The 22253-nt window shown below is 70.2% G+C and carries 18 protein-coding genes and 1 riboswitch; of the genes, 10 read left to right on the top strand and 8 right to left on the bottom strand.

From position 1 onward, the window contains the following. The first annotated feature begins 833 nt into the window (after positions 1 to 833). Complete coding sequence (locus IH09_RS04405) at positions 834 to 1511, top strand: response regulator transcription factor (protein WP_052854165.1); 678 nt, start codon at positions 834 to 836, stop codon at positions 1509 to 1511. A 136-nt stretch (positions 1512 to 1647) separates the two neighbouring features. Then, complete coding sequence (locus tag IH09_RS04400; protein WP_190233200.1) at positions 1648 to 2979, top strand: ATP-binding protein; 1332 nt, start codon at positions 1648 to 1650, stop codon at positions 2977 to 2979. 112 nt (positions 2980 to 3091) lie between these two features. Here IH09_RS04400 and IH09_RS04395 read toward each other — a convergent pair whose 3' ends face one another. After that, positions 3092 to 3754, bottom strand: a complete 663-nt coding sequence (locus IH09_RS04395) for a TetR/AcrR family transcriptional regulator (protein WP_052854161.1) — start codon at positions 3752 to 3754, stop codon at positions 3092 to 3094. A gap of 172 nt (positions 3755 to 3926) precedes the next feature. Here IH09_RS04395 and IH09_RS04390 point away from each other — a divergent pair, with 172 nt between their 5' ends. The 3 genes from IH09_RS04390 to IH09_RS04380 all read left to right on the top strand — a co-directional run bounded on the left by IH09_RS04390 (position 3927) and on the right by IH09_RS04380 (position 7794). Further along, a complete protein-coding gene (locus IH09_RS04390; protein WP_052854159.1) occupies positions 3927 to 4958 on the top strand; it encodes a medium chain dehydrogenase/reductase family protein in 1032 nt (343 codons plus the stop codon). A gap of 1101 nt (positions 4959 to 6059) precedes the next feature. Further along, a complete protein-coding gene (locus IH09_RS04385) occupies positions 6060 to 7088 on the top strand; it encodes a helix-turn-helix domain-containing protein (protein ID WP_205379971.1) in 1029 nt (342 codons plus the stop codon). Positions 7089 to 7188: 100 nt separating this feature from the next. After that, positions 7189 to 7794, top strand: a complete 606-nt coding sequence (locus tag IH09_RS04380; RefSeq protein ID WP_052854155.1) for a SigE family RNA polymerase sigma factor — start codon at positions 7189 to 7191, stop codon at positions 7792 to 7794. 126 nt (positions 7795 to 7920) lie between these two features. On the opposite strand, the gene IH09_RS04375 is transcribed toward IH09_RS04380, so the two are convergent. Next, complete coding sequence (locus IH09_RS04375) at positions 7921 to 8832, bottom strand: helix-turn-helix domain-containing protein (protein ID WP_052854153.1); 912 nt, start codon at positions 8830 to 8832, stop codon at positions 7921 to 7923. 202 nt (positions 8833 to 9034) lie between these two features. Between IH09_RS04375 and IH09_RS04370 the strand changes: the two genes are divergently transcribed. After that, positions 9035 to 9514, top strand: a complete 480-nt coding sequence (locus tag IH09_RS04370; RefSeq protein WP_052854150.1) for a GNAT family N-acetyltransferase — start codon at positions 9035 to 9037, stop codon at positions 9512 to 9514. 369 nt (positions 9515 to 9883) lie between these two features. On the opposite strand, the gene IH09_RS04365 is transcribed toward IH09_RS04370, so the two are convergent. Further along, complete coding sequence (locus tag IH09_RS04365; RefSeq protein ID WP_094791073.1) at positions 9884 to 10120, bottom strand: DUF397 domain-containing protein; 237 nt, start codon at positions 10118 to 10120, stop codon at positions 9884 to 9886. A 300-nt stretch (positions 10121 to 10420) separates the two neighbouring features. On the opposite strand from IH09_RS04365, the gene IH09_RS04360 reads away from it, so the two are divergent. Further along, a complete protein-coding gene (locus IH09_RS04360; RefSeq protein WP_240150908.1) occupies positions 10421 to 10882 on the top strand; it encodes an ATP-binding protein in 462 nt (153 codons plus the stop codon). 511 nt (positions 10883 to 11393) lie between these two features. Here the strand turns inward: IH09_RS04360 and IH09_RS04355 are convergent. From IH09_RS04355 to IH09_RS04335, 5 genes are all read right to left on the bottom strand, one after another. Beyond that, complete coding sequence (locus IH09_RS04355; RefSeq protein WP_052854147.1) at positions 11394 to 12236, bottom strand: SAM-dependent methyltransferase; 843 nt, start codon at positions 12234 to 12236, stop codon at positions 11394 to 11396. 636 nt (positions 12237 to 12872) lie between these two features. Beyond that, entirely contained in the window at positions 12873 to 13421 is a 549-nt protein-coding gene (locus IH09_RS04350; protein ID WP_110952057.1) for a winged helix-turn-helix domain-containing protein, read from the bottom strand. 780 nt (positions 13422 to 14201) lie between these two features. After that, complete coding sequence (locus tag IH09_RS04345; protein ID WP_205379970.1) at positions 14202 to 14852, bottom strand: anaerobic ribonucleoside-triphosphate reductase activating protein; 651 nt, start codon at positions 14850 to 14852, stop codon at positions 14202 to 14204. Next, the gene (locus IH09_RS04340) at positions 14849 to 16636 is read right to left on the bottom strand and encodes a ribonucleoside triphosphate reductase (RefSeq protein WP_318279383.1); all 1788 of its coding nucleotides are present in this window, start codon (positions 16634 to 16636) and stop codon (positions 14849 to 14851) included. Before IH09_RS04340 ends, IH09_RS04345 begins: the two co-directional genes overlap by 4 nt. Positions 16637 to 16677: 41 nt before the next feature. Next, positions 16678 to 16905, bottom strand: a riboswitch (cobalamin riboswitch). 162 nt (positions 16906 to 17067) lie between these two features. Beyond that, positions 17068 to 17589, bottom strand: coding sequence for a CGNR zinc finger domain-containing protein (locus tag IH09_RS04335; protein ID WP_052854484.1), 522 nt, complete (start codon positions 17587 to 17589; stop codon positions 17068 to 17070). Between the two features lie 25 nt (positions 17590 to 17614). On the opposite strand from IH09_RS04335, the gene IH09_RS04330 reads away from it, so the two are divergent. The 3 genes from IH09_RS04330 to IH09_RS04320 all read left to right on the top strand — a co-directional run bounded on the left by IH09_RS04330 (position 17615) and on the right by IH09_RS04320 (position 22201). Continuing rightward, positions 17615 to 19099 carry an MFS transporter gene (locus IH09_RS04330; protein ID WP_110952056.1) on the top strand — a complete coding sequence of 495 codons (1485 nt, stop codon included), beginning with the start codon at positions 17615 to 17617 and terminating at the stop codon, positions 19097 to 19099. A 409-nt stretch (positions 19100 to 19508) separates the two neighbouring features. Next, positions 19509 to 20465 carry a hypothetical protein gene (locus tag IH09_RS04325; RefSeq protein WP_052854142.1) on the top strand — a complete coding sequence of 319 codons (957 nt, stop codon included), beginning with the start codon at positions 19509 to 19511 and terminating at the stop codon, positions 20463 to 20465. 284 nt (positions 20466 to 20749) lie between these two features. Next, positions 20750 to 22201 carry an amino acid permease gene (locus IH09_RS04320; RefSeq protein ID WP_052854482.1) on the top strand — a complete coding sequence of 484 codons (1452 nt, stop codon included), beginning with the start codon at positions 20750 to 20752 and terminating at the stop codon, positions 22199 to 22201. The last annotated feature ends 52 nt before the right edge of the window (positions 22202 to 22253 follow it).

Raw genomic sequence — 22253 nt, 5'->3', positions numbered from 1 at the left:
GCGCGGGGCGGACCGGCGCGCGGCCCGCGTCAGGCAGCAGTCGGCAGCGGCGGCCGGGCGCCGCTGCGGACATCGGCCACCCTGCGGACATCGGCCGCCGTGCGGCACGTCGGTCACCGGAATCGGCGAATGCCGTTTACCGGTAACGGCGGAATGCGCAACTAGGAGGATCGCCGTACAGCACAACGACCACCTCCTCCGGTTGCTTCGGTACGCGCGAGCTCGTCATGCTCTGCGGTACGCCACGGCAATTGCCTGAACGCCGGCCCGCATTCCAGTGAGCGGCCGACTCGGCAACGGGAAAAACCATGGCACATGGCGCGCGGCCCGGTCAAACCGCATACGGAAAGCCCCCGTGACCTCTCGGATTTCACCGGAAAGCGGCAGCGGCCGGCCGTCCCGGAAGGAAACCTGAAGAGAAATTCAGCAAGTTCAGACTTCCTTCAGGAAGTGTTGGGCATCATGAGGGGGTGATGCTCCGCCGCACACGGGACGGCGCGGGTGCGACCGCCTCTGACCAGGTGGCGGCCACCGCTGACCGGCAGCGGAGAGCGGGGACTCCGCGTCGGCTTCCGGAGGGGAGCCGGCAGTGCGGGGAACCCGTGAAAAGGGGAATCCGGTGCGCTGCGAGAAAGGCCGAAGATCTCCGGTGAATTCCTCTTCGTGGTCCGCCGAAGGAAATGGTAAATGACCGCGCCCGTCGGCCCCGGAACGCCCGCGCCGCCGGGAGCGGAGACCGTCATGAAGGAACGTCCCGCCCGGTGCGTGCAATACGCCACCGCACGGCCGGAGGCATGCGCAAACCATATGCCGGGGCATGCGATATTTAAGCGGTGAAAATCTTGGTCATTGAGGACGAGCAGGCACTCGCCGACACACTGCGCCGGGCGATCTCCTCGGACGGTCACTGGGTGGATGTCGCTCATGACGGTCACCGGGGCCTGGAGCTGGCGCTGACCGGCGCTTACGACGCGATCGTGCTGGACCTGATGCTGCCCGGACCGAGCGGCGACGAGGTCTGCCGACGGCTGCGGAAACTGGACGACCACACCCTCGTCCTCATGCTGACCGCCAAGGACGGCGAGTACGACGAGGCCGACGGACTCGACGCGGGCGCCGACGACTACCTGACCAAGCCCTTCTCGCTGATCATCCTGCTCGCCCGGCTGCGTGCCCTCGGGCGCCGGGCCGGACGGGAGCGCCCCACGACCTTGCAGGTCGGCGATTTGACGCTCGATATCGCCGCCCGGCTCTGCAAACGCGATGAGCGGACGGTCGAGCTGACCGCGCGGGAGGCCGCCGTGCTCGGCCGCCTGATGGCCGCGGCCGGCGGCACGGTCTCCAAACAGGACATCCTCGACGAGGTCTGGGACTCACCGGCGGACCTCGACCCCAACATCGTCGAGGTCTACGTCAGTTCGCTGCGCAAGAAGATCGACGCGCCGTTCGGCCGGCACACCCTCCGCACCGTACGCGGCGCCGGCTACCGGCTCGCACCCGATGAGCCCTGACCCGGCACGCGTCCCCGCTCCGCCGCCGGCCTCCGAGCGGCCGCGCCGCCCCCGTACGTTCCGGCCCCATGGGTTCCGGTCCCGCCTGTCCCGGCCCCGTCCGCCGTGGCCCCGCACGCTGCGGGCCCGTACGACGGTGGCCGCAGCGCTGACGATGGTGCTCGCCCTCACCGCCGGCGGCGGCTGGCTCTATCTCACCTTGCGCGGCAACCTTCTGGACAACGCCGGCGCCCGCACCGAACTCGCCGCCCGCAAGATCACCACCTTCCCCGCCGCCTCCCCGGTGCACCCCGTGCCGCTGCCGGAGCCGGCCGGCGGGGTCGACGCGGTCCTCGTCCTGGACGCCCACGGCCACCCGGTGGCCAGCACCGCTCCCGCACCCGCCGCCCGAGCCGCCCGGCTGGCGGACTTCCGGCCCGCCGCCGGCAGCGACTCGGCGGTCCGGGTGTTCTCCGCCGACCAGGTGCTGACCAGCCATGACAGCGTGGTCGCCGTCGTCCGCACCCCCTCGGCGGCCGGCGGACACTACGTCTACGCGCTGACCATGCTCAACGACGTGGCCGACGCCGGCCGCGCGCTCGCCGTCACGCTCCTGGCCGGCGGCCCGCTGGTGGTCCTGCTCACCGGCCTCATCGCCTGGTCCGTGACCGGTGCCGCGCTGCGCCCGGTCGAGGCCATCCGCGCGGAGCTGGCGGCCGTCACCGCGCACCGGCTCGGCCGCCGCGTCCCCGCCCCGGGCGGCCAGGACGAGATCACCCGGCTGGCCCGGACCGTCAACGACACCCTGGAACGCCTCGAACGCTCGGTCACCCGGCAGCGGCAGTTCGTCGCCGACGCCTCGCACGAATTGCGCAACCCCATCGCCGCGGCCCGCGCCGAACTGGAACTGGCGCTGCTCCGCCGGCCCGACCCCGAAACCACGGCCTCCCTCCGGCAGACGCTGCACAGCACCTTGCGCCTGGAACGGATCGCCGCCGACCTGCTCCTGCTGGCCCGCCTCGACGCCCAACGGCCGCCGCCCGCCCACCTCGTAGACCTGTCCCTGCTCGCGGCGGAGGAGATCGCCCGGCGCCGCTCCGCCCGGGTCCCGCTGCGCCTGGACGGCGACGACCCGGTGCCCGTACGCGGGGACCGCGGCCAACTGGAGCGGCTGCTGGCGAACCTCCTCGACAACGCCGAACGGTTCGCGGACTCCGAGGTCCAGGTCACCACCGGAACCGATCCGGCGGACGGCACCGCCGTGCTCCGCGTCGCAGACGACGGGGCCGGTATCCGGCCCGAGGCGGCCGAGCAGGTCTTCGAGCGGTTCACCAGGCTGGAGGCGGACCGCAACCGCGGCAGCGGCGGCACCGGACTGGGCCTGGCCATCGCCCGCGAGATCGCACAGGCCCACGGCGGCACCCTGCGCGTGGCACCGAGCCCGCGCGGCGCCCTGCTGGAGCTCCGCCTCCCACCCGCCGGCCCCTGACGGCGGTGACCCCGGAGTGCGTGCGCGGCGCCTCACCCTGACTGCCCGTCACTCCTGAAATCGCCTCGGACGTGCCGTGCGGACGATCCGATCCGGCCGGGGGAGCGTCCGTTCAGCGGGCGCTCAGGGCGTCCACCTCGGCCGCGAAGAACAGCTCCGGGTCCAGCTCCATCCCGGTGAAGTGGCCCGCCAGTTCCAGGGACAACATGCCGTGGAGGCGGCTCCAGAAGGTCAGGGCGCGGCGGAGGACCGCGGGCGGCGCGGCCGGGTGTCCGGTGGCCCAGGGGCGATGGTCCGCCAGGTACTCGTCGAGGGCGCCCGCCGCACCTGCCGGGGCTTCCCCCGGACCTGCCGCCATCCAGGCGTCGAGCAGCGTCGACATGATCTCCGACGCGATCCCGGTGATGTCCTGCGGCGCGTGATAGCCGGGCACCGGGGTGCCGTACACGAGGAAGTAGCGCTGCGGGTCGTCGAGCGCCCAGCGGCGTAGGGCCTGCGCCAACGCGGCCGGGTGGGTGCCTTCGGGGGAGCCGGTGTCCCGGAAGGTGTCGGCGAGGCTGCGGTAGGCGTCCCTGATGAGCTCGGTGATCAGCTCGTCACGGCTGGCGAAGTACCGGTACAGGGCCGGTCCGCTCATGCCCATCTGCCTGGCGATCGCGTTCAGGGAGAGCGCGGACGCGCCGGCCTCGGCGATCTGCCCCCAGGCCCGCTCCTTGACCTCCGCGCGCACCTGCTGCCGGTACCGCTCACGGGGGGTCGCCGGGCTCCCGGTCATGACCGCCACCTCGCACTTCTCGCTACCGCGCCATCAGGGAGCGAGAGGCTATCACTTACGGCACACCCCTTCGCGGCCGCGCGGCCCGACCGCTTGACACCTTCCCCATAGGCACTCATGCTAGTTACAGCATCTAACGAAAATAAATACATCAAACGCACTGGAGATCGTGATGAGCACCGTCGAGCGCGTCGAGGTGGTCCTGCCGGGCAAGGTCGAGCCGGAGGGCCTTGAGCTCCGCTACGGCCCGGTGCCGTCACCGGCGGGCGGACAGGTCGTGATCGCCATGGAGGCGACCGGAGTGTCCTTCGCCGAGCAGCAGATGCGCCGCGGCCGGTACTACGACCAGCCGCCGTTCCCCTTCGTCCCCGGATACGACCTGGTCGGCACGGTGCTGGCCGTCGGCGAAGGCGTCGGCCGGGACCTGGCCGGCCAGCGGGTGGCCGCCCTGACCAAGACCGGGGGCTGGGCCAGCCACGTGGTACTCGACGCCGCCGACGTGGTGGCGGTGCCCGCCGGCGTGAGCGCGGCCGAAGCCGAGACCGCGGTCGTCAACGGCATCACCGCCTGGCAGATGCTGCACCGCAAGGCCCGCGTGCGCGCCGGCCAGACCGTCCTCGTCCACGGCGCCAACGGCGGAGTCGGATCGATCCTGGTCCAACTGGCGCGCAGCGCCGGCGCCCGGGTGATCGGCACCGCCGCCGCCCGCCACCACGACGGACTGCGCGCCCTCGGGGTGGAGCCCGTCGACTACCGGGGCGGCGACGTCCCTGGACGTGTCCGGGAACTCGCCCCCGACGGGGTGGACGCCGTCTTCGACCACGTCGGCGGGCGCGGTATCACCGACTCCTGGCACCTCCTCGCCCCCGGCGGCACCCTCCTCTCCTACGGGAGCGCCGCCACCCGCGACGGCACGGGGTCGGGACAGTGGCCCGTGCTCAAACTCCTGGGCCGGGTATGGCTGTGGAACCGGCTGCCCAACGGGCGCCGCGCCTACTTCTTCAACATCTGGGCCGGCCGCACCCTCGCCAAGAACCGCTTCCGGTCCCGTCTGCGCGCCGACCTCACCCAGGTGTTCACGGCCCTGCGCAACGGCGAGATCACCGCCCAGGTCGCCGCCGAACTCCCCCTGACCCGCGCCGCCGAAGCGCTCCGCCTGGCCGAGTCGGGCACCGTCGCCGGAAAGGTCGTCCTCGTCCCGTAACCGAGCGCCGTCACCGCCCGCCCCTCCCACACCACCACACCGCGCACGCGTCTCCATTCCCATGGCCGCCTGCGCGGAAGACCATCGTGCCCGCCTTCTTCCTCACTGAAGTCCCCGCTCCGCCCGCCGTGTTCACGATCGGCGGGTCGAGCAGCCCGCACCGCCCGCCGGGGACCGGACGGGCGATGACCTATCGGGTCAAGGGCTTCGTTCGGCATCGCCCATAGCTACCACGCCTCAACAGGGCCTCACGACAGCCGCTTTGGCGACCGAATCCCTGGACCGAGCCGCCGCCCCGAGTGTGGGGCCGCGGCTCGCTTCCGCATGCGCCCCGGCGCCTGCTGCCGTTACGTGTCTGTACATGCCTGTACGTGTCCGTACATGGCTGTATGCGTCGGCAGATGGCCGTACGCGTCTCCGTGGCCCGAAAGAGGTCGAACGGTGACCGTTTTTGACCGTTCAGCTGTCCGTCTCGGGTCTTATTTGGATCATCCGAAAAACAATTCCGTTACGTAACGCTGTGTTCGCGCTCCGTGCGGATCAGCGGTTAGGGTCAACGCAGCGGAAGGGCCCTGGGTGGCCTAGCAACCGAGAACCAGGGCCCTGCCGTTTTCTTCCATCTCGACGAGTCAGAGGAGAACTTGATGCCCCGTGACCCGAAGACTGTTGGGCTCACACATCGCTCGCTCAGCAGCGGGTTCGAAGGTAACACCTTTACGCAGACGGGCCGCAGCCGTGGTGGCGTTGTCGACGGATCGGTCAACATGCGAGGGGGTGCCCTCCTCGTCCGCCCGGTGGCGCACATCGTTCTCCTCTCCGGTGCCCCCGCGGTTCCGGCGACCCTCCCGCTGCAGCGGTTCGCCGCGTCGGCCGCGCAGCGCGTCACGATTCACCATCGCAGGGCCGGCGCGGTGTAAACCCTCCCCGCCGCCACATGTGTGCCGAACGCCGTGCCGGCCACGGCCGGGGCCGCCACCGGGAACCGACGGACAGTCAGTCGTTTCGCCGTCCCTTCGCAGATCGCGGCCGGATACGTAACGAAATTCGGCAACAGCACTCCTGGCCTTCCCCCTGAACGAGAACCCCTTGTCGAGGTTTCCGATGGCTAGCAAGAACTCGCTCACCCGCACCTGCCGACACTGCGGCACCTCGTTCACCCGCCGCAGTCCCCGTGGCCGTCCACCCGAGTACTGCAAGGACGCCTGCCGCACCGCGGCGTTCCGCGGCAGGACATCCCATGCCGTCCGGGCCGTCCCGGCGGAACACGACGCTGCCGTGGTGCGGATCGGCGAGGCCGTCCTGCGCCGGTCCCAGCGATTGCACCGCCGGTCCCGCACGTTCGACCCGTCCCAGCAGCTGCAGGTGCTGGAGCTGTACGCGGCGCTGGTGCGGGACGTGCACGATCTCGGTGCCGTGCTGGTGCGGCAGGCCCGCGAGTACGGGGCCAACTGGGAGTCGGTCGGTGAGGTCCTGGGCGTCAGCGGTGACGCGGCCCGGAACCGTTGGTCGGCCGGCCAGGTGGAACGCGCCCTGGAGCAGCGGGCGAAGCGCGGCAGCCGCCCGCGGTCCCCGAACTCCGCTGCGCCGCCACCCCAGGCGGCCGCCGGCGGTGAGAGCGGGCCACCAGGCCGGGAACTGGCCGGCGCGCTGTCCGGTCTCCAGCGCGGGTCGACGAAATCCGTGCGCGCACTCGCGCGTGAGATCGGTATCTCCCCGTCCTATGTGTCCCGGCTGCTCAGTGGTGAACGCCGCCCGTCCTGGAAGGTCGCCGAGCGGTTCACCCTCGCCTGCGACGGCGACCTGGAGATGATCAGGCCGTTGTGGGACCAGGTTTACGGAAATGCCGCGGAGGGCGAGGGCCCCTCGCGGCGTGCGGACCTCACGGAGGCGGCCACCCTGATGCAGGCGGCCATGCAGCGGATGGATCAGGCGGTCGGCCGGCTCGGTGCGTTCACCGAAGACGGTACGTTCGAGCGCCCGGCGGGCCGGAGCATCACCTCGTTCGCCTGGCCGGTGGCCCATGCGCACGCCGCCTGCCTGCAAGGACGCTCCGATGAGGTCTGCGCGCTGTGGGACCGGCTCGTCACCGTCCCCGACGGCGAGGCCGGCGGCCGGATGCCCGCCACGTGACCCCACAGCTGTTGCCACCCGTCACTCGCGAACAACGGCCCGCCCAGGCCGGGACGGCCGGTGCCAACGGCTTCTCGCGACCGACGCCCATAGGAAGACCATGACGTACCGGCACGGCCCTGCCCACCGGGCCATCACACGGCCGCAGCCCCAACGGGCAGCGCGCACCGGCTATCCGGCGGCGCCCGCCCACCTCGTCGCGCTGCCCATCGACTTCACCGCCTTCTGCGAACTGCGCTATGAGCTGTTCCTCAAGTACGCCCGCCTGCGCCTGGCCGATCGGGGCCACGCCGAGGCGACCGTGCGGGCCGGCCTGGGGGACCTGGCGATCATCTGGCCCCATGTGCTGAGCAGTCCTTGCCCGGCGGAGATCGCCTGGCGTGCCCTCAAACGGCGCATCTCCGACTGCGAACGGCAGCAGCAGACAGGGCCACGCCCGGCCAGGGCTCTGCTGGGACTCGTCTACCGGGCGTTGCCCGAGGGGCAGGCAGATGTCGCGGTGCTGCGTTACCTCCTGGACCTCACCAGTGACCAAGTCGCCGATCTCATGGGCAGTGACCGGGCCGCCGTCGCGTACAGCCTGCGCGCGGCACAGCGGCGGCTGGGTGAGGACCTCGGCTGCCGCCTCCGGCGCCCCTTCCTCTCCTACGCCGCGGACGTCATATCCCGCTCCGCCACACCGGAGAAGTGCGCATACGCGCTGTGAGGCGCCGCCCCCTCCCACCGCGACGGCGCGCCACCGCCCGATGTTCCCCTCAGTACGATGCGTGCTCTCGGCGCAATGCGCGCCGACGGCACGCCGCATGCCGCCACGGCGCCACCGCTGCAGCGGTCAGACCAACTGATGCAGCAGCTTCTTGAGGAAGGCGTCGGTCTCCTCCGGCGGGTCCGCCTCGGCGCACAGCCGGTCCATGATCAACGTGTACTGGTCGACGGCATCCTGCTTGTCCAGATAGATCGCGCCCGTCAGCTGCTCCAGATAGACCTTGTCCGGCAGGTCCGGCTCGCTGAACCGCAGGATGGTGATCGGAGCCCCGGCCGCCGCGTTCGCGCCGACGCTGAACGGGGCCACCTGAAGCGTCACATTCGGCAGTTCCGCCACCTTCAGCAGATGCTCCAGCTGGGCGCGCATGCCCTCCCGGCCGCCGAAGGGGCGACGCACAGCGGCTTCGTCCACCACCGCCCAGACCTTGGGCGCATCCGGGCGGGTCAAGAGCTCCTGCCGCTTCATCCGGAGCTCCACCAGGCGGTCGAGCCGGTCTTCCGAGGCGCTCGGGTAGCCCAGCCGGCTGACCGCGCGGGCGTACTCCTGCGTCTGCAACAGGCCCGGGAGGAACTGCACTTCATAGGTGCGGATCAGTGACGCCGCTTCCTCCAGGCCGATGTGCAGCTCGAACCAGTCCTCCAGCACGTCGTTGTACTGGTGCCACCAGCCGGAGGTGTTGGCCTGGCGGGCCAGCTCGAAATAGTCGGCTCGCTCCGCTTCGTCCAGCACCTTGTAGAGGGTGAGCAGATCGCTCAGGTCGCGTTCCTTGCAGCTGACCTGCCCTCGTTCCAGGCGAGTGATCTTGCCGTGGGAGCCCCGGATCGCCTTGCCCGCATCCTCACGGGAGATGTCGCGTTCCTTCCGCAACCTCCGCAGCTGGGTGCCCAGCACGATACGCAGGGCCGTCGGCCGGACCTGTGGCGCATCGAGGTAACGCCGTATCGACAGCTCAGTACTCGGCCGCATCATGGCGGACATGCAAACTCCCGTCGGTGTCTGTGCGGGTGGGCCATTCTCCCACCCGGTCGCCATCCACAGGAACCCGCCGAGGACGGCCCTGACCGCGGACGACCGAACGACCGCCCGGGTAGCCGACGGGGCGCATACCTTGCCCAACGAGGCGTACTCGGCCGAAGCGTGACCTCTCAAGCGCTCGGGGGCGGCCGGTTAGGGTGCCGGGATGTCCTCATCACTTCGCCTGGAGAAGATCACGCCGGACAACGTCGAAGCCGCCTGCCGGCTGAAGGTGCGGCCCGATCAGGAGGGCTTCGTGGCTCCGGTCGCCTGGTCACTCGCCGAGGCGTACGCGCAACCGGGGATCGCCTGGCCTCGACTGATCTTCGACGGTGAGCAACTCGTGGGCTTCGTCATGGGCTTCTTCTCGGTCCGCTTTCATCCGGACGATCCGGACGACAGGCCGCGCTCCGGACTCTGGCGGCTGAACATCGCCGCAGGCCAACAAGGCCGGGGATACGGCCGATTCGCCGTGGAGTCCGTATGCGAGGAGGTCCGAAGGCGCGGGCTGACGCGGGCAACGATGACCTGGGCGCCGGGAGAACGCGGGCCCGAGGGGTTCTACCTGAGGCTCGGATTTCACCCGACGGGAGAGAAGAGCGGTGATCAGGTAGTCGGCGAACTGGTCCTTACCGGGGTGCAATGACCCCATGTCGTGAAGCGCCGCCGTTATCCGCACGCACGCCAACCACGGACATCCGGATAGCGATCACTTGTGACAGCTTTTTCCCGTACGTGATCAGAAAGAAGACTCCGGCGTCTCAAATAATTCAGTGACTGGGCCAAGACGAACAACTTCGAGATCTCCTGCACCCCGACCATCAGGTGCCGACTCGACGTCGTCGAGGCCCAGTTCACCGCCCTTGTGCTACATCACCCTTGACGGCACCGACCACGCCACCCGTCAGGAACGGGGCGGTGTGATCCACCGCTACCTCAACTGGCGAAACCGCCCCTGCCGAAGACGGTGGCCCACGAGCCGCCGCGGTCGAAGCGGATGCCGCCCGATGCGGCCCTAGCTCACCAGCGCGTCGAACTCGCCGTCCTTTGCCCCGTCGATGAACGCGGCCAGCTCCGCCCGCGTGTAGATCAGCGCGGGCCCTTGAGGGAAACGCGAGTTGCGCACCGCGATCTCCCCGTCCGGAAGCTGGGCAACCTCGACGCAGTTGCCTCCCGGGGCGCTGTGCAGACTCTTCGTCCAGACCGCTCCTGCGATCCGGTCCGACTGAACTCCGTTGTCGATCTTCTGCATCACGTCGCTCCCTTGCGAACACACGTGCCTGAACAGGCACTTACCTGGTACGCAATTGCATATGCACTTACCGGTGCAATTACGTTGGCGGCAACTGTAATTGCAGATGCAGTTGCAGCACTAGCCGTCGCAGGGGATAGTGGCCCCGAATCACCCGTTCGTGACGACTGCCTGAGAGGCTCCACGGAGATCGTGATGACACCCCACCGGGCCGGAAACACCCATGCCCACTTACCCGGAACGGCCGACGGCCACTGGCCGGCGCAGGCGTCGCCCGACGCCCTGGGAGACGAAGCGAGCATGCGGGGAGCCACCGGGTTCGCGGCCTGCGCCCTGATGGCCGACGGGCAGGCGGCCGGCGAGGGCCGTCGGTTCACCTGGTCCACCCTCAGCGGCTGGGGGCTGAATCCGCTCATCGACAACGCGACCCTCATCGTGTCCGAGCTCCTGAGCAACGCGCTCCAGTACGGCCTGGTACACCCTCCGGCCCACCGTGCTGATCGCCGCCCGGTCTGGCTGGGTCTGCTGCGACGCGGTCGGACCGTCCTGTGCACGGTCTGCGACCACAGCACAGCCGTCCCGGTGCTGAGGAAGCCCGACCACCTGTCCCAGTCCGGCCGCGGCCTGCATATCGTCAACTACCTGAGCGCATCCTGGGGTTGGACCACCCCCAATGTCGGCGGCAAGGCGGTCTGGGCGGCCGTCTCACCCCCTTCGCGCGACGACGCCCCCGCCTCCGCCGCTACGACGCGTACGTGGTGAGTGCGGCCGACGGCCACTGACTCGGCTCGGAACCTCGACGGGGCGATGGATCGTCGCCTCGCGGCTGCCTGTGTGGGGTTCCCGGGGTTCTTCCGATGCCGTGTGACGGGCCGCCGTGCCGCTATGGACCGGTGTGCCTCGTGCCGCGGCAGGGCTCTTCCGGCTGAATGATGCGGGTGAGGAGGCCGATGAGCTGTTCGCGCTCGACGGGGGTCAGGGCGGCGGTCAGTTCGTCGTTCGCCTCGTCGCCGAGCCGTTCCGTGTCCGCGGACCCTCGTCGGCGAGGGCCTCGGCGACCAGCCGATGACCACGGGCGGCGCCCGGATGAGGGCAGGGGCGGACGGCCCAAAGATTATGCCCCACACCGCGGGGATCCGGCGGTGCAACGGTGATTCCGCACGCGGAGTGCGCACGGGGGACGACCTGGGTAACTCCGGCATCGCCCCGCACACAGAGCGCATGCGGAGTGCGGAGCGGTATGGGCAGCAACTGGGCTTTCGCGTACCGTGCTTCAGCTCGTGCGGGCGACGCCTGCGTAGAGGGGGATGTCGGTGTCGGCGATGGCGTCCGCGCCGAGGTCTGTGGGGTCCGGGCGCCATCGCTGGACGACCTGGAGGCCGGGCTCGACCAGCTCCATGCCGTCGAAGAACCGCAGTACCTCGTCCTTTCTGCGTGCGTTCACATGGGAACCCCTGGCCCGGAACGTGTCGGAGACGTCCCGTAGCGCGCTGGGGTCGAAGTCGTTCGTCACGTAGGTCAGTGCCAGATAGCTGCCGGCGGGAAATGCCCGGAGGATCTGGCGGACGATGGCGTACGGGTCGTGTTCGGCGGGCAGCCAGTGGAGCACGGCCAGGAGTGTCAGCGCGACGGGCTGGGTCAGGTCGAGGGTCTGTCGAAGTCGCGGGTCGTCGAGGATGCTCTCCGGAGAGCACAGGTCGGCCTGGACGTAGGCGGTACGTCCCTCGGGGTGGCTGGTGTGCAAGGCGCGTGAGTGAGCCAGCACGATGGGGTCGTTGTCCGCGTACACGATCCGGGACTGCGGAGCGATCGACTGGACGATCTCGTGCAGGTTGGGCGACGTCGGAATCCCGGTGCCGATGTCGAGGAACTGCCGGATACCGGCTTCCACGGTCAGATAGCGAGCCGCCCTGTGCATGAAGGACCGGTTCTGCCGGGCGATCATGGCGGCGTTGGGCAGGACGGCGAGCGTTGCCTTCGCCGCCTCGCGGTCGGCGGGATAGTTGGTCTTGCCGCCGAGCAGAAGGTCGTAGACGCGCGCCGCGTGGGGCCTGTCGGTGTGCAGCTCGACCGGTGGCTTACTGGCTGCGGCCATCCAGTCTTCCGGCTCCACCATGCTCAGCACCCTTTCCCTGCCCACCTGACAAAACGGCACCCATCAGGCACCGAGGAGCGCGTGTTGACTGGCCCGTATCGACTCTGCCGTATGACTGATCGGCCGGTCCGGGCGGGCCTGCCGTCTCCACTGACCACCTTTCACCGCAGATCAGTCCCACAAACATGTGCGCAGGAGGCAGGGCGCGGGTGATCCTGTGCAGCCGGTCAGGCGGACAACGAAATGGAGGAAAGCAATCTGTTGGCGTTCGATCGCGCTCCCGGGACCCTGTGAGGCAGGGGTGTGCCGTCTGTCGCGAGCGTGAGGAAGTTCCGGGCAGGGCGGCGAGATGGGGATCCTCGGCGCGGCCGGCCGACTGCGGCAGTCTGAAGGCGCATCGTCGGGACGAGGCGAGGTTAGGCGAGGGGGCCGGGCCGATGCCATGCCCGGTCAGGTGCCCTCGGTCGTCGTACTGCCGCTGATCGTGCCGTCCAGCCGGGGCTGGTCTCCGGGGGGGGGACGGCCGTACGGGACCCGCTGCGCGCCGGTGATCGGTGCCGTGTGCCGTGTGTCATGTGCCGTACCCGTGAGCCGAGTCCGGTTGCCCATGGCCTACAGGCATACGGGCCTACGGCCTACGGGGACGTGAAGCATGGGCTACGGGAGGGGCAGGTACTTGTAGCCGATGCCGAACACCGTGGTGATGGATGCGCGGCGGCGCGGTCCCAGGCGGCGGCGCAGCCGGGCGATGTGCACATCGACGGTGCGGGTGCTGGACCGGGAGTCCGGCCAGACGGCGGCCATCAGCTGCTGTCGGGTGTAGGCGCGGTGCGGGTGCCGGACGAGGTGGGCGAGCAGATCGAATTCGAGCCGCGGCAGGAGGAGCTGGTGTCCTTCGACGGATACGGTCCGGGCCGCGGCGTTGATCTGGATCGGGTCCGGCGGGGCGTCGGCGGTATGCGGGAGACCGGTGGCTGCCACGGTGCGGGCCGGTTCGGTGTGTGCCGGTGCCAGGATGATGCGGACCTCGTCCGAGGGGAGCCGGCGGACCGATACGGGTTCCAGGTCGCGCAGGGTCAGTTGCCACTTGCCGTCCGGGAGCCGGTCGACCGCCCAGGCGGGCTCGTCGCCGGGCCCGGCATCCGTCGGCCGGCGGTACTCGGCCGCCGACTGCGCGGTGAGGGTCGTCGAGGAGTGCAGAAACATGGTCTGGGCCCATTCCTCTTGCAAAGCAGGCGTGTACGGACAGACATGGTGGTGTCCGACGGGCGGAGCGGGATGTGCCGCAACGCCCACGGCCCCGCGTCCTCCCGGCCGTGACGTGGCGACGCAGTCGTAGCTTCGGTCCGAATGAACGCTACATGTGATCGTCTGATTCCGGAAAGTAGCTTCCGGTGCGAGGGGTTGACCTTGACTTGATTTCGCGCCGGGGGTCCGCCGTGCGGCGACAGGCTGGTCGGGGTGGCGGCGCGCCAGAGCCGCCAGGGTGCGCGCGAGGGGTGTGCGACAGGCATACGAGGGCGGTGGGCGCGTGGGCAGGAAAAGCGGCCGAAAGGAGTCGATAGGGATACGAGGGATAGGAGGGACGCGACGGACACTTCGCAGGTGATCGGGGTGTCTGAGCGACGTGGCTCCGGGTCCGGTGGGGCCGTTGATGCCGGGGTGCCGGGGTGCCGGGGTGCCCGGGTGCCGGGGTGCCGGGGTGCCGGGGTGCCGGGGTGCCGGGGTGCTCGCCGGACGCCGGACGCCGGAGCCGCGGCGGCCGTGGCCGGCCATCCGCGAGGGGCGGGCGTAGGGACTGCTGTCCCGACCACTATGGGCCGGGACAACAGCGCGGGGGCGGCGGGAGCCGTAACCCGGCCCCGCGAACCGCCGACGCGACATGGTGCGGATCACCCCGTACGGACGCCACCTGCCGGCCCGGCCGACGGCCATCCGACCGGCCCCACCGACGGCCGTCCCGCCCCGTACCGCCGCCGAGCGGGATCAGCCGCCCGGCCTCCTGGCCCGCTCCGCCGTGGGGGAGGGCCGCGGACCGACGGACTGGCCCTCGGGCCGGGCCTCCTGGCGGACGTGTCCACGGGCGCCCTGTGCGGCCAGCCACCGTTCGAGAGCGGTGAACTCCGCCTCGTCGAGGAGGGCCGGATCGACCGTCGTACGGAGCTGGTGCGCGGTGCCGGAGTCGAGCAGCAGGCGCAGGCTGCGCTGCGCGGGCCGGGCGCTGTTGCGGACGCCGGTGACCTTCTCGTACGCGTCGGGGGTGGCCTTCACGTCGAAGCCGACCCAGTCCACCAGGCCGGCCGCGAGGAGCTGTGCGAAGCGGCGCGGGAAGGCGCCGCCCGTGTGCAGTCCGGTGGCGAAGCCGAGCGCGCGGACCTCGCGCAGGGCGGTCGCCAGGTCCGGCTGGAGCAGGGGCTCGCCGCCCGAGAAGACGACGCCGTCCAGCAGTCCGCGGCGCCGGGTCAGGTGGTCGGTGACCGTCCGCCAGGGCACCGGTGCCGCCGCGCGGACCGGCAGCAGCTCCGGGTTGTGGCAGTAGCCGCAGCGCCACGGGCAGCCCTGGCAGAAGACGGTGGTGACCAGCCGGCCCGGCCAGTCGCAGGTGGAGAGCCGGGACCAGCCGCCGATCCGTATCACGCGCCGGCCCCGGCGGCCTCGCGGAAGGGCAGGCGTTCGGCGTGCTCGCCCTTCTTGCCGATGTTGAAGGAGGAGACGGGGCGGTGGTAGCCCATGACCCGGGTCCATACCTCGCAGTCTTCGCCGCACCGCGGGCAGGTGGTGTGCTCGCCGGACAGATAGCCGTGTCCGGGGCAGAGGGAGAAGGCCGGGGTGACCGTGAGATAGGGGAGCGAGAAGCGTTCCAGTGACCGGCGTACGAGGCGCCGGCAGGCGTCGGCGGTGGAGATCCGCTCGGACATGTACAGGTGCAGCACGGTGCCGCCGGTGTACTTGCGCTGGAGTTCGTCCTGCATCTCCAGGGCCTGGAACGGGTCGTCGGTCCAGCCGACGGGCAGCTGGGAGGAGTTGGTGTAGTAGGGGCGGTCGGCCGTGCCCGCTTGCCGGATGCCGGGGAAGCGGCGGCGGTCCTCCTTGGCGAACCGGTAGGTGGCGCCTTCGGCGGGGGTGGCCTCCAGGTTGTAGAGGTGGCCGGTCTCCTCCTGGAACGTCACCATCCGGGCCCGTATGTGGTCCAGCAGCCGTACCGCCAGCGCGTGGCCTTCGGGGCTGGTGATGTCGTGGGCGTCTGCGGTGAAGTTGCGGATCATTTCGTTGATGCCGTTGACGCCGATGGTCGAGAAGTGGTTGCGCAGCGTTCCGAGATAGCGCTTGGTGTACGGGTAGAGACCGTCGTCGATCAGCCCCTGCACGGTGACGCGCTTGATCTCCAGGCTGTCCCGGGCGAGTTCCAGGAGCCGGTCGAGGTCGGTGAGGAGCGCGGCCTCGTCGCCGGCGTGCAGATGGCCCAGACGTGCGCAGTTGACGGTGACCACACCCAGCGAACCGGTCTGTTCCGCGCTGCCGAAGAGCCCGTTGCCGCGTTTGAGCAGTTCGGTGAGGTCCAGCTGGAGGCGGCAGCACATCGAGCGGATCTGGTGCGGGGACAGCTCGGAGTTGATGAAGTTCTGGAAGTACGGCAGCCCGTACTTGGCGGTCATGGCGAACAGCCGCTCGGCGTTCTCGCTCTCCCAGGGGAAGTCCGCGGTGATGTTGTACGTGGGGATGGGGAAGGTGAAGACCCGTCCCGAGGCGTCGCCCTCGGTCATGACCTCGATGTACGCGCGGTTGATCAGGTCCATCTCCGCCTGGAGGTCCCCGTAGGTGAAGGGCGCCTCTTCGCCGCCGATGACGGGTACCTCCGCGCGCAGGTCGGCGGGGCAGGTCCAGTCGAAGGTGAGGTTGGTGAACGGCGTCTGGGTGCCCCAGCGGGCCGGTACGTTCAGGTTGTGCACCATTTCCTGGATGCACTGCCTGACCTGCTCGTACGTCATCGCGTCGAGGCGGACGTAGGGCGCCATGCAGGTGTCGAAGGAGCTGAACGCCTGGGCGCCGGCCCATTCGTTCTGCAACGTGCCCAGGAAGTTGACGATCTGGCCCACGGCGGACGAGAAGTGGCGCGGCGGGGCCGAGTCGATCTGGCCCGGTACCCCGCCCAGTCCCTCGGCGAGCAGGGTGCGCAGCGACCAGCCCGCGCAGTAGCCGGAGAGCATGTCGAGATCGTGGATGTGCAGTTCGCCGGTCCGGTGGGCGTGGCCGACGGCGGGCGGATAGACCTGGTCCAGCCAGTAGTTGGCGATGAGCTTGCCCGCCGTGTTGAGGATCAGGCCGCCCAGCGAATAGCCCTGATTGGCGTTGGCGTTGACGCGCCAGTCACGGCGCTCCAGGTATTCGGTCACGGTATCGACGGCGTCGACTGCGGTCACGTCAGCCCTCCCACGAGGCATCGGGAATCCGCCGCGCACGGACGTGTGCGGCGTGGCCGGCAGGTCTTCGGACTCGTGGTCACGGACATCCGGGTGTCCTCCTACTGGCCGTCGCTTCCCGGGCCGCGTGCGACGGTGCGCACACCCAGTGCTCGATGACGGCGGTCGTTACCGCTCACCGCTGCGGGGCAGTCCCGGATTCCCACCGGGTTCCCTCTTGCCTCGGCGACGGCCCGAGGGGCGTCGCCGAACCGGCAGCCGCAACACTACATCTGGTGCGTAGAGCGACACGCCGACACCAGATGTTGGGTGACTTTGGTCCCGGGGTGGGGACTTTGGTCCCTCCCGGGCGGGCCGGGGCCCAGCCTCGTTCGGGCCGCGTGCCAGGCCCGGTGGCGATGTCCGGTGTCGTATTCGGCGCCGCGATCGGGTCAGGTGGACCGCCGGGCGCGGTGGCGGCGTACCGCGTCGCGGTTGGCGCAGGCGGGTGAGCAGTACCGCTGCCGGCCGGCCCGGCTGAAGTCCGCGTAAGCGTGGTCGCATTCGGCCAGCGCGCAGCGGCCCAGCCGGTGCATGCCCAGACCGGTCAGATGCAGTGCGGTGCCGACCGAGACCACCGCGCGCAGCAGTCCGGCCAGGCTCAGATCGTCCTCGCGGTAGTGGATGTGCCAGCCGCCGTCGGCGTGGTCGGTCAGCCGGGGGTGCGCGGCGGCGTCCGACAGCAGGGCGTTGAGCAGGGCCGCGCGGCGCTCGTCCGTGGTGGCGTCGACGACCTCCGCCCAGCGGCGGAGGAAGTCCCGTACCTCGGTCAGGTCCGCGTCCCGTACCGGGCGGTCCAGGACCAGGCCCGCCGCGACGCAGCGCTCGGCCAGTTCCGCCGCGTCGGCCGGCGGTGTGTTGGTGAGCTCGACCACAAAGCGGACCGGGTCCTCCCCGTAAGGGTTCAGTTGTATAAGACCATTACAGCAGGGTGGCTCCATGGATCACTCACCACTGGCCGGCCAGGGGCCCGGCTCCGGCGCGCAGCCGGCGCCGGGACGGCCCGCGACCCCGCCCGAACAGCCCCCGGCGTCCCCGGCGAAGCCCGCACCGGGCCGCTGGCTGCCGCTCGTCGCCACCTGCCTCGGCACGTTCCTGCTGCTCGTCTACGCGACGATCGTGACGGTGGCGCTGCCGCGCATGGCCGACGATCTGCATGCGGGGTTCGGCGCTCTGCAATGGATCGTCGACGTCTACACGCTGGCCCTGGCCGGGCTGCTGCTCGGCATGGGCTCCCTGGGGGATGCCTTCGGACGCAAGCGCCTGTACGTGGTCGGCCTCGCCGTCTTCACGCTCGCCACCCTCGGGTGCGGTCTGGCCCCGAACGCGCAGGTCCTCATCGCGGCCCGCGCCGTCCAAGGGGTCGCGGGCGCCGCGATGTTCGGCACGCTGCTGCCGCTGATCGGCCTCACCTATCACGGGCGCGACCGGGCGCGGGCATTCGCCGTCTGGGGCGCGGTCGCCGGTGCGGCGGCCGGAGTCGGCAACGTCCTGGGCGGGCTGCTCACCCAGTTCCTGTCCTGGCCGTGGATCTTCTACGGAGCGGTACCGGTCTGCGCCGCCACCCTCGTACTGTCCGTCAAGGTCCTGGTGCGCGACGCCCGCACACCGGCCCGTATCGACTGGCCCGGGATCGTGACCTTCACGCTGGCCGCGACGGGCATCACCTTCGGCTGCGTCCGCGGCGGCGAGCGGGGCTGGGCGGATCCCTCGACGCTGCTCGCCTTCGCCGTCGGGGCGTGCGCGCTGCTCGCGTTCCTCCTGGCGGAGCGCGCCGCGACGCATCCGATGCTGCCGCTCGCGCTGCTCCGCACGCCCGCCTTCAACGGTCTGCTGATCGCGGCCTGCGGCTACTACCTGGCCGCCTTCGGCTTCCTGCCGGTGCTCTCGCTCTGGCTGCAGAACGGCGTCCGCCTCGGTTCGCTGGCCACCTCGCTGGTCATCACCGTCCAGCCGGCGGCCTTCTTCGCCACCTCCGCGCTGGCCGGCGGCGCCCTGCGCCGGATCCCCGCGCGGTGGGCCATCGGCGGTGGCACGGTGCTCACCGGCGTCGGCGACCTGGCGCTGCTCGCCGTCCAGCCCGGTTCCTCCTGGCCGGTGCTGCTGCCGGGGCTGGTGCTCACCGGCGTCGGCGCGGGACTCGTCTCGCCCGTCCTGCCGGCTCTCGCGATGTCCGCGGCGCCCCCGGAACACAGCGGCGCGGCCGCCGCGGCCGCCAACAGCGCCCGCCAACTCGGCCTCGCCCTGGGCATCGCACTGCTCGGCACCGTGTTCCAGCGGTATGTGCCCGGCACCGGCGACGGCGCCCCGCCCGGGGCGTACGCGGCCGGCCTCGACGCGGTGTTCCTCCTCGCGGGCGTCATCGGGGTCGGCGGCGGGCTGTCGGCGCTGCGGTTGATGCGGCCGCGGGGCGCTGTCCGGTGACGGGAGGTGCCGGGGCGGCGGGGCTGTGCCGGGGCGCGCGGCGGTGCTCGCGCGATTGCGTGGCGGTGGTGCCGTCCGGCGCCCGCGGCCGGTCCCGGCGCCGCTTCTGACGCTGTTTCAGTTGTGATGGTTGCGTGAAGGAATGAATATGCCAAACAGCCTCCCGGTGCCCCGGTGAACAGTGCGGCGGTGGATCTCGGACGGTACGGAGAGAGCGCCGTTTCCGCCGTAATCCCATAGCGGCTAAATGGTGTGGAACCTGATATACCCGGCGACTATTTTCGCTACGTCTTGATGGTGAGTAGGGTGTGGCCCGCTGCCGCATGGATCTCCGGAAGGGATCCTGCCGAATTCGGCGCGGTCGGAATGTATGCGGGTGGGATGACGCCTTCAGGATCGGGAGGGGATCATGGCGGCTGGCGCTTTCGAGGGGCAGTACGTATGGAGTCCAGCGGCCAATGACCGGCAGTTGGCGAGCGCGTGCATGGACATCAGGGCCGGCCGCTACTTCAGCGCGCACGAGGTCCTCCGGGAGACGCGCGAGGATTTCGAGGTGCGGGCCCACCGTTCCCTGGTGCTCGCCTCGGAGGCGGCGGGTTCGGATCTGGCGGAGCGCTGGTTAGCGGAGGAGCCGAGCCCGGAGGCCGCCCTGCTGTGGGCCCGGGTGGCGATGCTCCGGGCGCTGCACATGGCCGACGCCCGCGACCGCCGGCAGGACGCCCTGGTGCGGATAGCGCAGACGGCGTGCGAACGGGCCGCCCAACTGCTGCCCACGGACCCCACCCCGTGGGTCGCCCAGCTGGCGCTGACCCGCCTCAACCGGCCGCAGGACCCGGCCCCGCAGGGGCTGCTCACCGCGCCGACCGGTCCGTGGTACCTGTTCGCGCACATCCTCCGGCTCGACCCCTGGCACCGGGAGGCGCACCATCGGTTCCTGTCGTTCTTCTTCACCCGCTACGGCGGTTCGTCGAGCGCGAGCTGGGACGTCTCGGCGTTCCTGAGCCAGCGGGCGCCGGCCTCCTCGCCGCTGCGACTGCTGCCGCTGGTGGCGCTGGTCGAGGACTACAACCCGTCGGCGCTGCTGGCGGACCGGACGTGGGAGCAACCCCAGTGGATCACCACCGCGCTGGGCATCCACCACAACTGGTTCCCGCAGGTGGCCGGTTACCGGTTCGCCCCGGTGCTGGACCTGGCGTATCTGGGGCACGCGCTCTTCATGGCGAAGCGCGAGTTCGAGGCGCGGGAGGTGTTCACGGCCATGGGGCCGTACGCCTCGCGCATGCCCTGGAGTGTGTTCGGTGATCCCGAGGAGCAATTGACCAAAGCGCGGCGTTCCTGCGGACTTCCGATTCCCAGCGCCCCCTGAACCGCGTCGGTGTCAGCGCGGCCGGTGCCGAAAGAACCGCAGGGCCGGAAAGGCTCGAAAAGGCCCGGAAAGCCTGACGTTGACGCGTACCGGCAGCACGACTGCGTATCCAGTGCCGGAGTCCTGCTGTCCGCTCGAAAAGTTCGACCAGCTCACGCCATTAACGTCTCACCCGCCAGAGCAGAAAGGTTACGGTTGTGGCTCAGCGTACGTCCCCCCCACGTGTGCAGAACTCCCGGGACGCGGACGCCGTCGCTCTCGATGACGACGCGACACTCCATGCGATGGGATATCCGCGGAAACTCACCCGAAGATTCCGCGCATTCGACAATTTCGCCATCTCTTTCACCATCATCAACATCATTTCCGGGATCTTCTCCTCCTTCGGTTTCGGTATGGGGGCCGGCGGTCCGCGGATTCTTGTCTTCGGCTGGATCGGCGTGTCGATCATGGTGCTGTTCGTCGGCGCCGCGATGGGCGAGATCGCCTCCGCCTACCCGACCAGCGGCGCGCTCTACTTCTCCGCGGGCAAGCTCGCCAAGCGGCACCGCGGCGCCTGGTCCTGGTATACCGGCTGGCTGAACTTCGTCGGGCAGGTGGGCGGTACGGCCGCGACCAACTTCGCCGCCGCCACCTTCATTCAGGCATTCATCGTGATGCAGTGGCCGTCCTATGAGCCGACACCCCAGCAGACCGTCGGCATCACCGCGGCAATCCTGCTCCTCCAGGGGCTGGCCAACACGTATACGGTACGGCTGGTTGCGGTGGTGAACCGGATATCCGTGTGGTGGCTGCTGATCGGCATGGTGGTCATCGTCGCCGCCCTGACGCTGATCCCCGCGCACCACCAGTCGCCCTCGTTCGTCACCCACTTCGTGAACAACACCGGTTTCACCAACGGGCTTTACGGCGGAATGCTGGGACTGCTCGTCACCAGCTGGACGTTCACCGGCTTCGACGGCAGTTTCCACATGTCCGAGGAAACCGTGAAGGCAACCGTCAACGCCCCCAGGGGCATCATGCGCGCGATCCTCTACTCCGCGCTCGCCGGACTGGTCCTCATGCTCGCCCTGATCTACGCGATCCGTGACTACGGCCACGCCGCGAGCGCGTCGGCGCCGCCGGTGCAGATTCTCATCGACGCACTCGGCGTGGGCACCGCCAAGTTCCTCCTGCTGATCGTGATCGGCGCCATGCTGTTCTGCGGTCTGGCGAACATGACCAGCAATACCCGGCAGATCTTCGCCTTCTCCCGGGACGGCGCGATGCCCGGTTCCCGCTGGTGGCATTCGGTGTCGGCCCGCACCCGTACCCCCGTCAAGGCCGTCTGGCTCGCCGCCGCCTGCCCTCTGGTACTGGTCCTGCCCGGCTGGTGGTCGCACACCGCCTTCACCGCCGTGGTGAGCATCAATGTCGTCGGGCTCTTCCTCGCCTACGGCGTGCCGATCTTCCTGCGGCTGCGGCTGGACGACTTCCAGGCCGGACCGTGGAACCTGGGACGCTGGGGCAAGCCCGTCGCGGCCATCGCGGTGGCCTGGATCGTCATCAGCAACGTGCTGTTCATGCTGCCGCAGGCGTCCCCGATCACCGCCGAATCGTTCAACTACGCACCGATCGCCCTGGGCGTGGTGCTGCTCATCGCCACGGTCTGGTGGTTCACCACCGCCCGCCGGCGCTTCCAGGGCCCGGTCAGCTACGGCCGCCCCGACGAAGTGGCCGCCATGGACCTGATCTGACCGCGCGCGCAGGCCACCGGCCCACCGGCCACCGACCGGTGGGCCGGTGGCC

It is taken from the genome of Streptomyces celluloflavus, assembly GCA_000720995.1.
In the GTDB taxonomy this organism is placed as follows: domain Bacteria; phylum Actinomycetota; class Actinomycetes; order Streptomycetales; family Streptomycetaceae; genus Streptomyces; species Streptomyces celluloflavus.
The sequence above is the reverse complement of the archived record's forward strand: the minus strand, read 5'-3'. Positions and strand labels throughout refer to the sequence as shown.

What these genes read in the sequence shown, in the direction of transcription:
- IH09_RS04320 (WP_052854482.1), top strand. Translation starts at nt 20,750, where the DNA reads ATGGGATATCCGCGGAAACTCACCCGAAGATTCCGCGCATTCGACAAT.
- IH09_RS04380 (WP_052854155.1), top strand. Translation starts at nt 7,189, where the DNA reads ATGACGTACCGGCACGGCCCTGCCCACCGGGCCATCACACGGCCGCAG.
- IH09_RS04370 (WP_052854150.1), top strand. Translation starts at nt 9,035, where the DNA reads ATGTCCTCATCACTTCGCCTGGAGAAGATCACGCCGGACAACGTCGAA.
- IH09_RS04365 (WP_094791073.1), bottom strand. Translation starts at nt 10,120, where the DNA reads ATGCAGAAGATCGACAACGGAGTTCAGTCGGACCGGATCGCAGGAGCG.
- IH09_RS04375 (WP_052854153.1), bottom strand. Translation starts at nt 8,832, where the DNA reads ATGTCCGCCATGATGCGGCCGAGTACTGAGCTGTCGATACGGCGTTAC.
- IH09_RS04390 (WP_052854159.1), top strand. Translation starts at nt 3,927, where the DNA reads ATGAGCACCGTCGAGCGCGTCGAGGTGGTCCTGCCGGGCAAGGTCGAG.
- IH09_RS04360 (WP_240150908.1), top strand. Translation starts at nt 10,421, where the DNA reads ATGCGGGGAGCCACCGGGTTCGCGGCCTGCGCCCTGATGGCCGACGGG.
- IH09_RS04325 (WP_052854142.1), top strand. Translation starts at nt 19,509, where the DNA reads ATGGCGGCTGGCGCTTTCGAGGGGCAGTACGTATGGAGTCCAGCGGCC.
- IH09_RS04350 (WP_110952057.1), bottom strand. Translation starts at nt 13,421, where the DNA reads ATGTTTCTGCACTCCTCGACGACCCTCACCGCGCAGTCGGCGGCCGAG.
- IH09_RS04395 (WP_052854161.1), bottom strand. Translation starts at nt 3,754, where the DNA reads ATGACCGGGAGCCCGGCGACCCCCCGTGAGCGGTACCGGCAGCAGGTG.
- IH09_RS04385 (WP_205379971.1), top strand. Translation starts at nt 6,060, where the DNA reads ATGGCTAGCAAGAACTCGCTCACCCGCACCTGCCGACACTGCGGCACC.
- IH09_RS04330 (WP_110952056.1), top strand. Translation starts at nt 17,615, where the DNA reads ATGGATCACTCACCACTGGCCGGCCAGGGGCCCGGCTCCGGCGCGCAG.
- IH09_RS04355 (WP_052854147.1), bottom strand. Translation starts at nt 12,236, where the DNA reads ATGGTGGAGCCGGAAGACTGGATGGCCGCAGCCAGTAAGCCACCGGTC.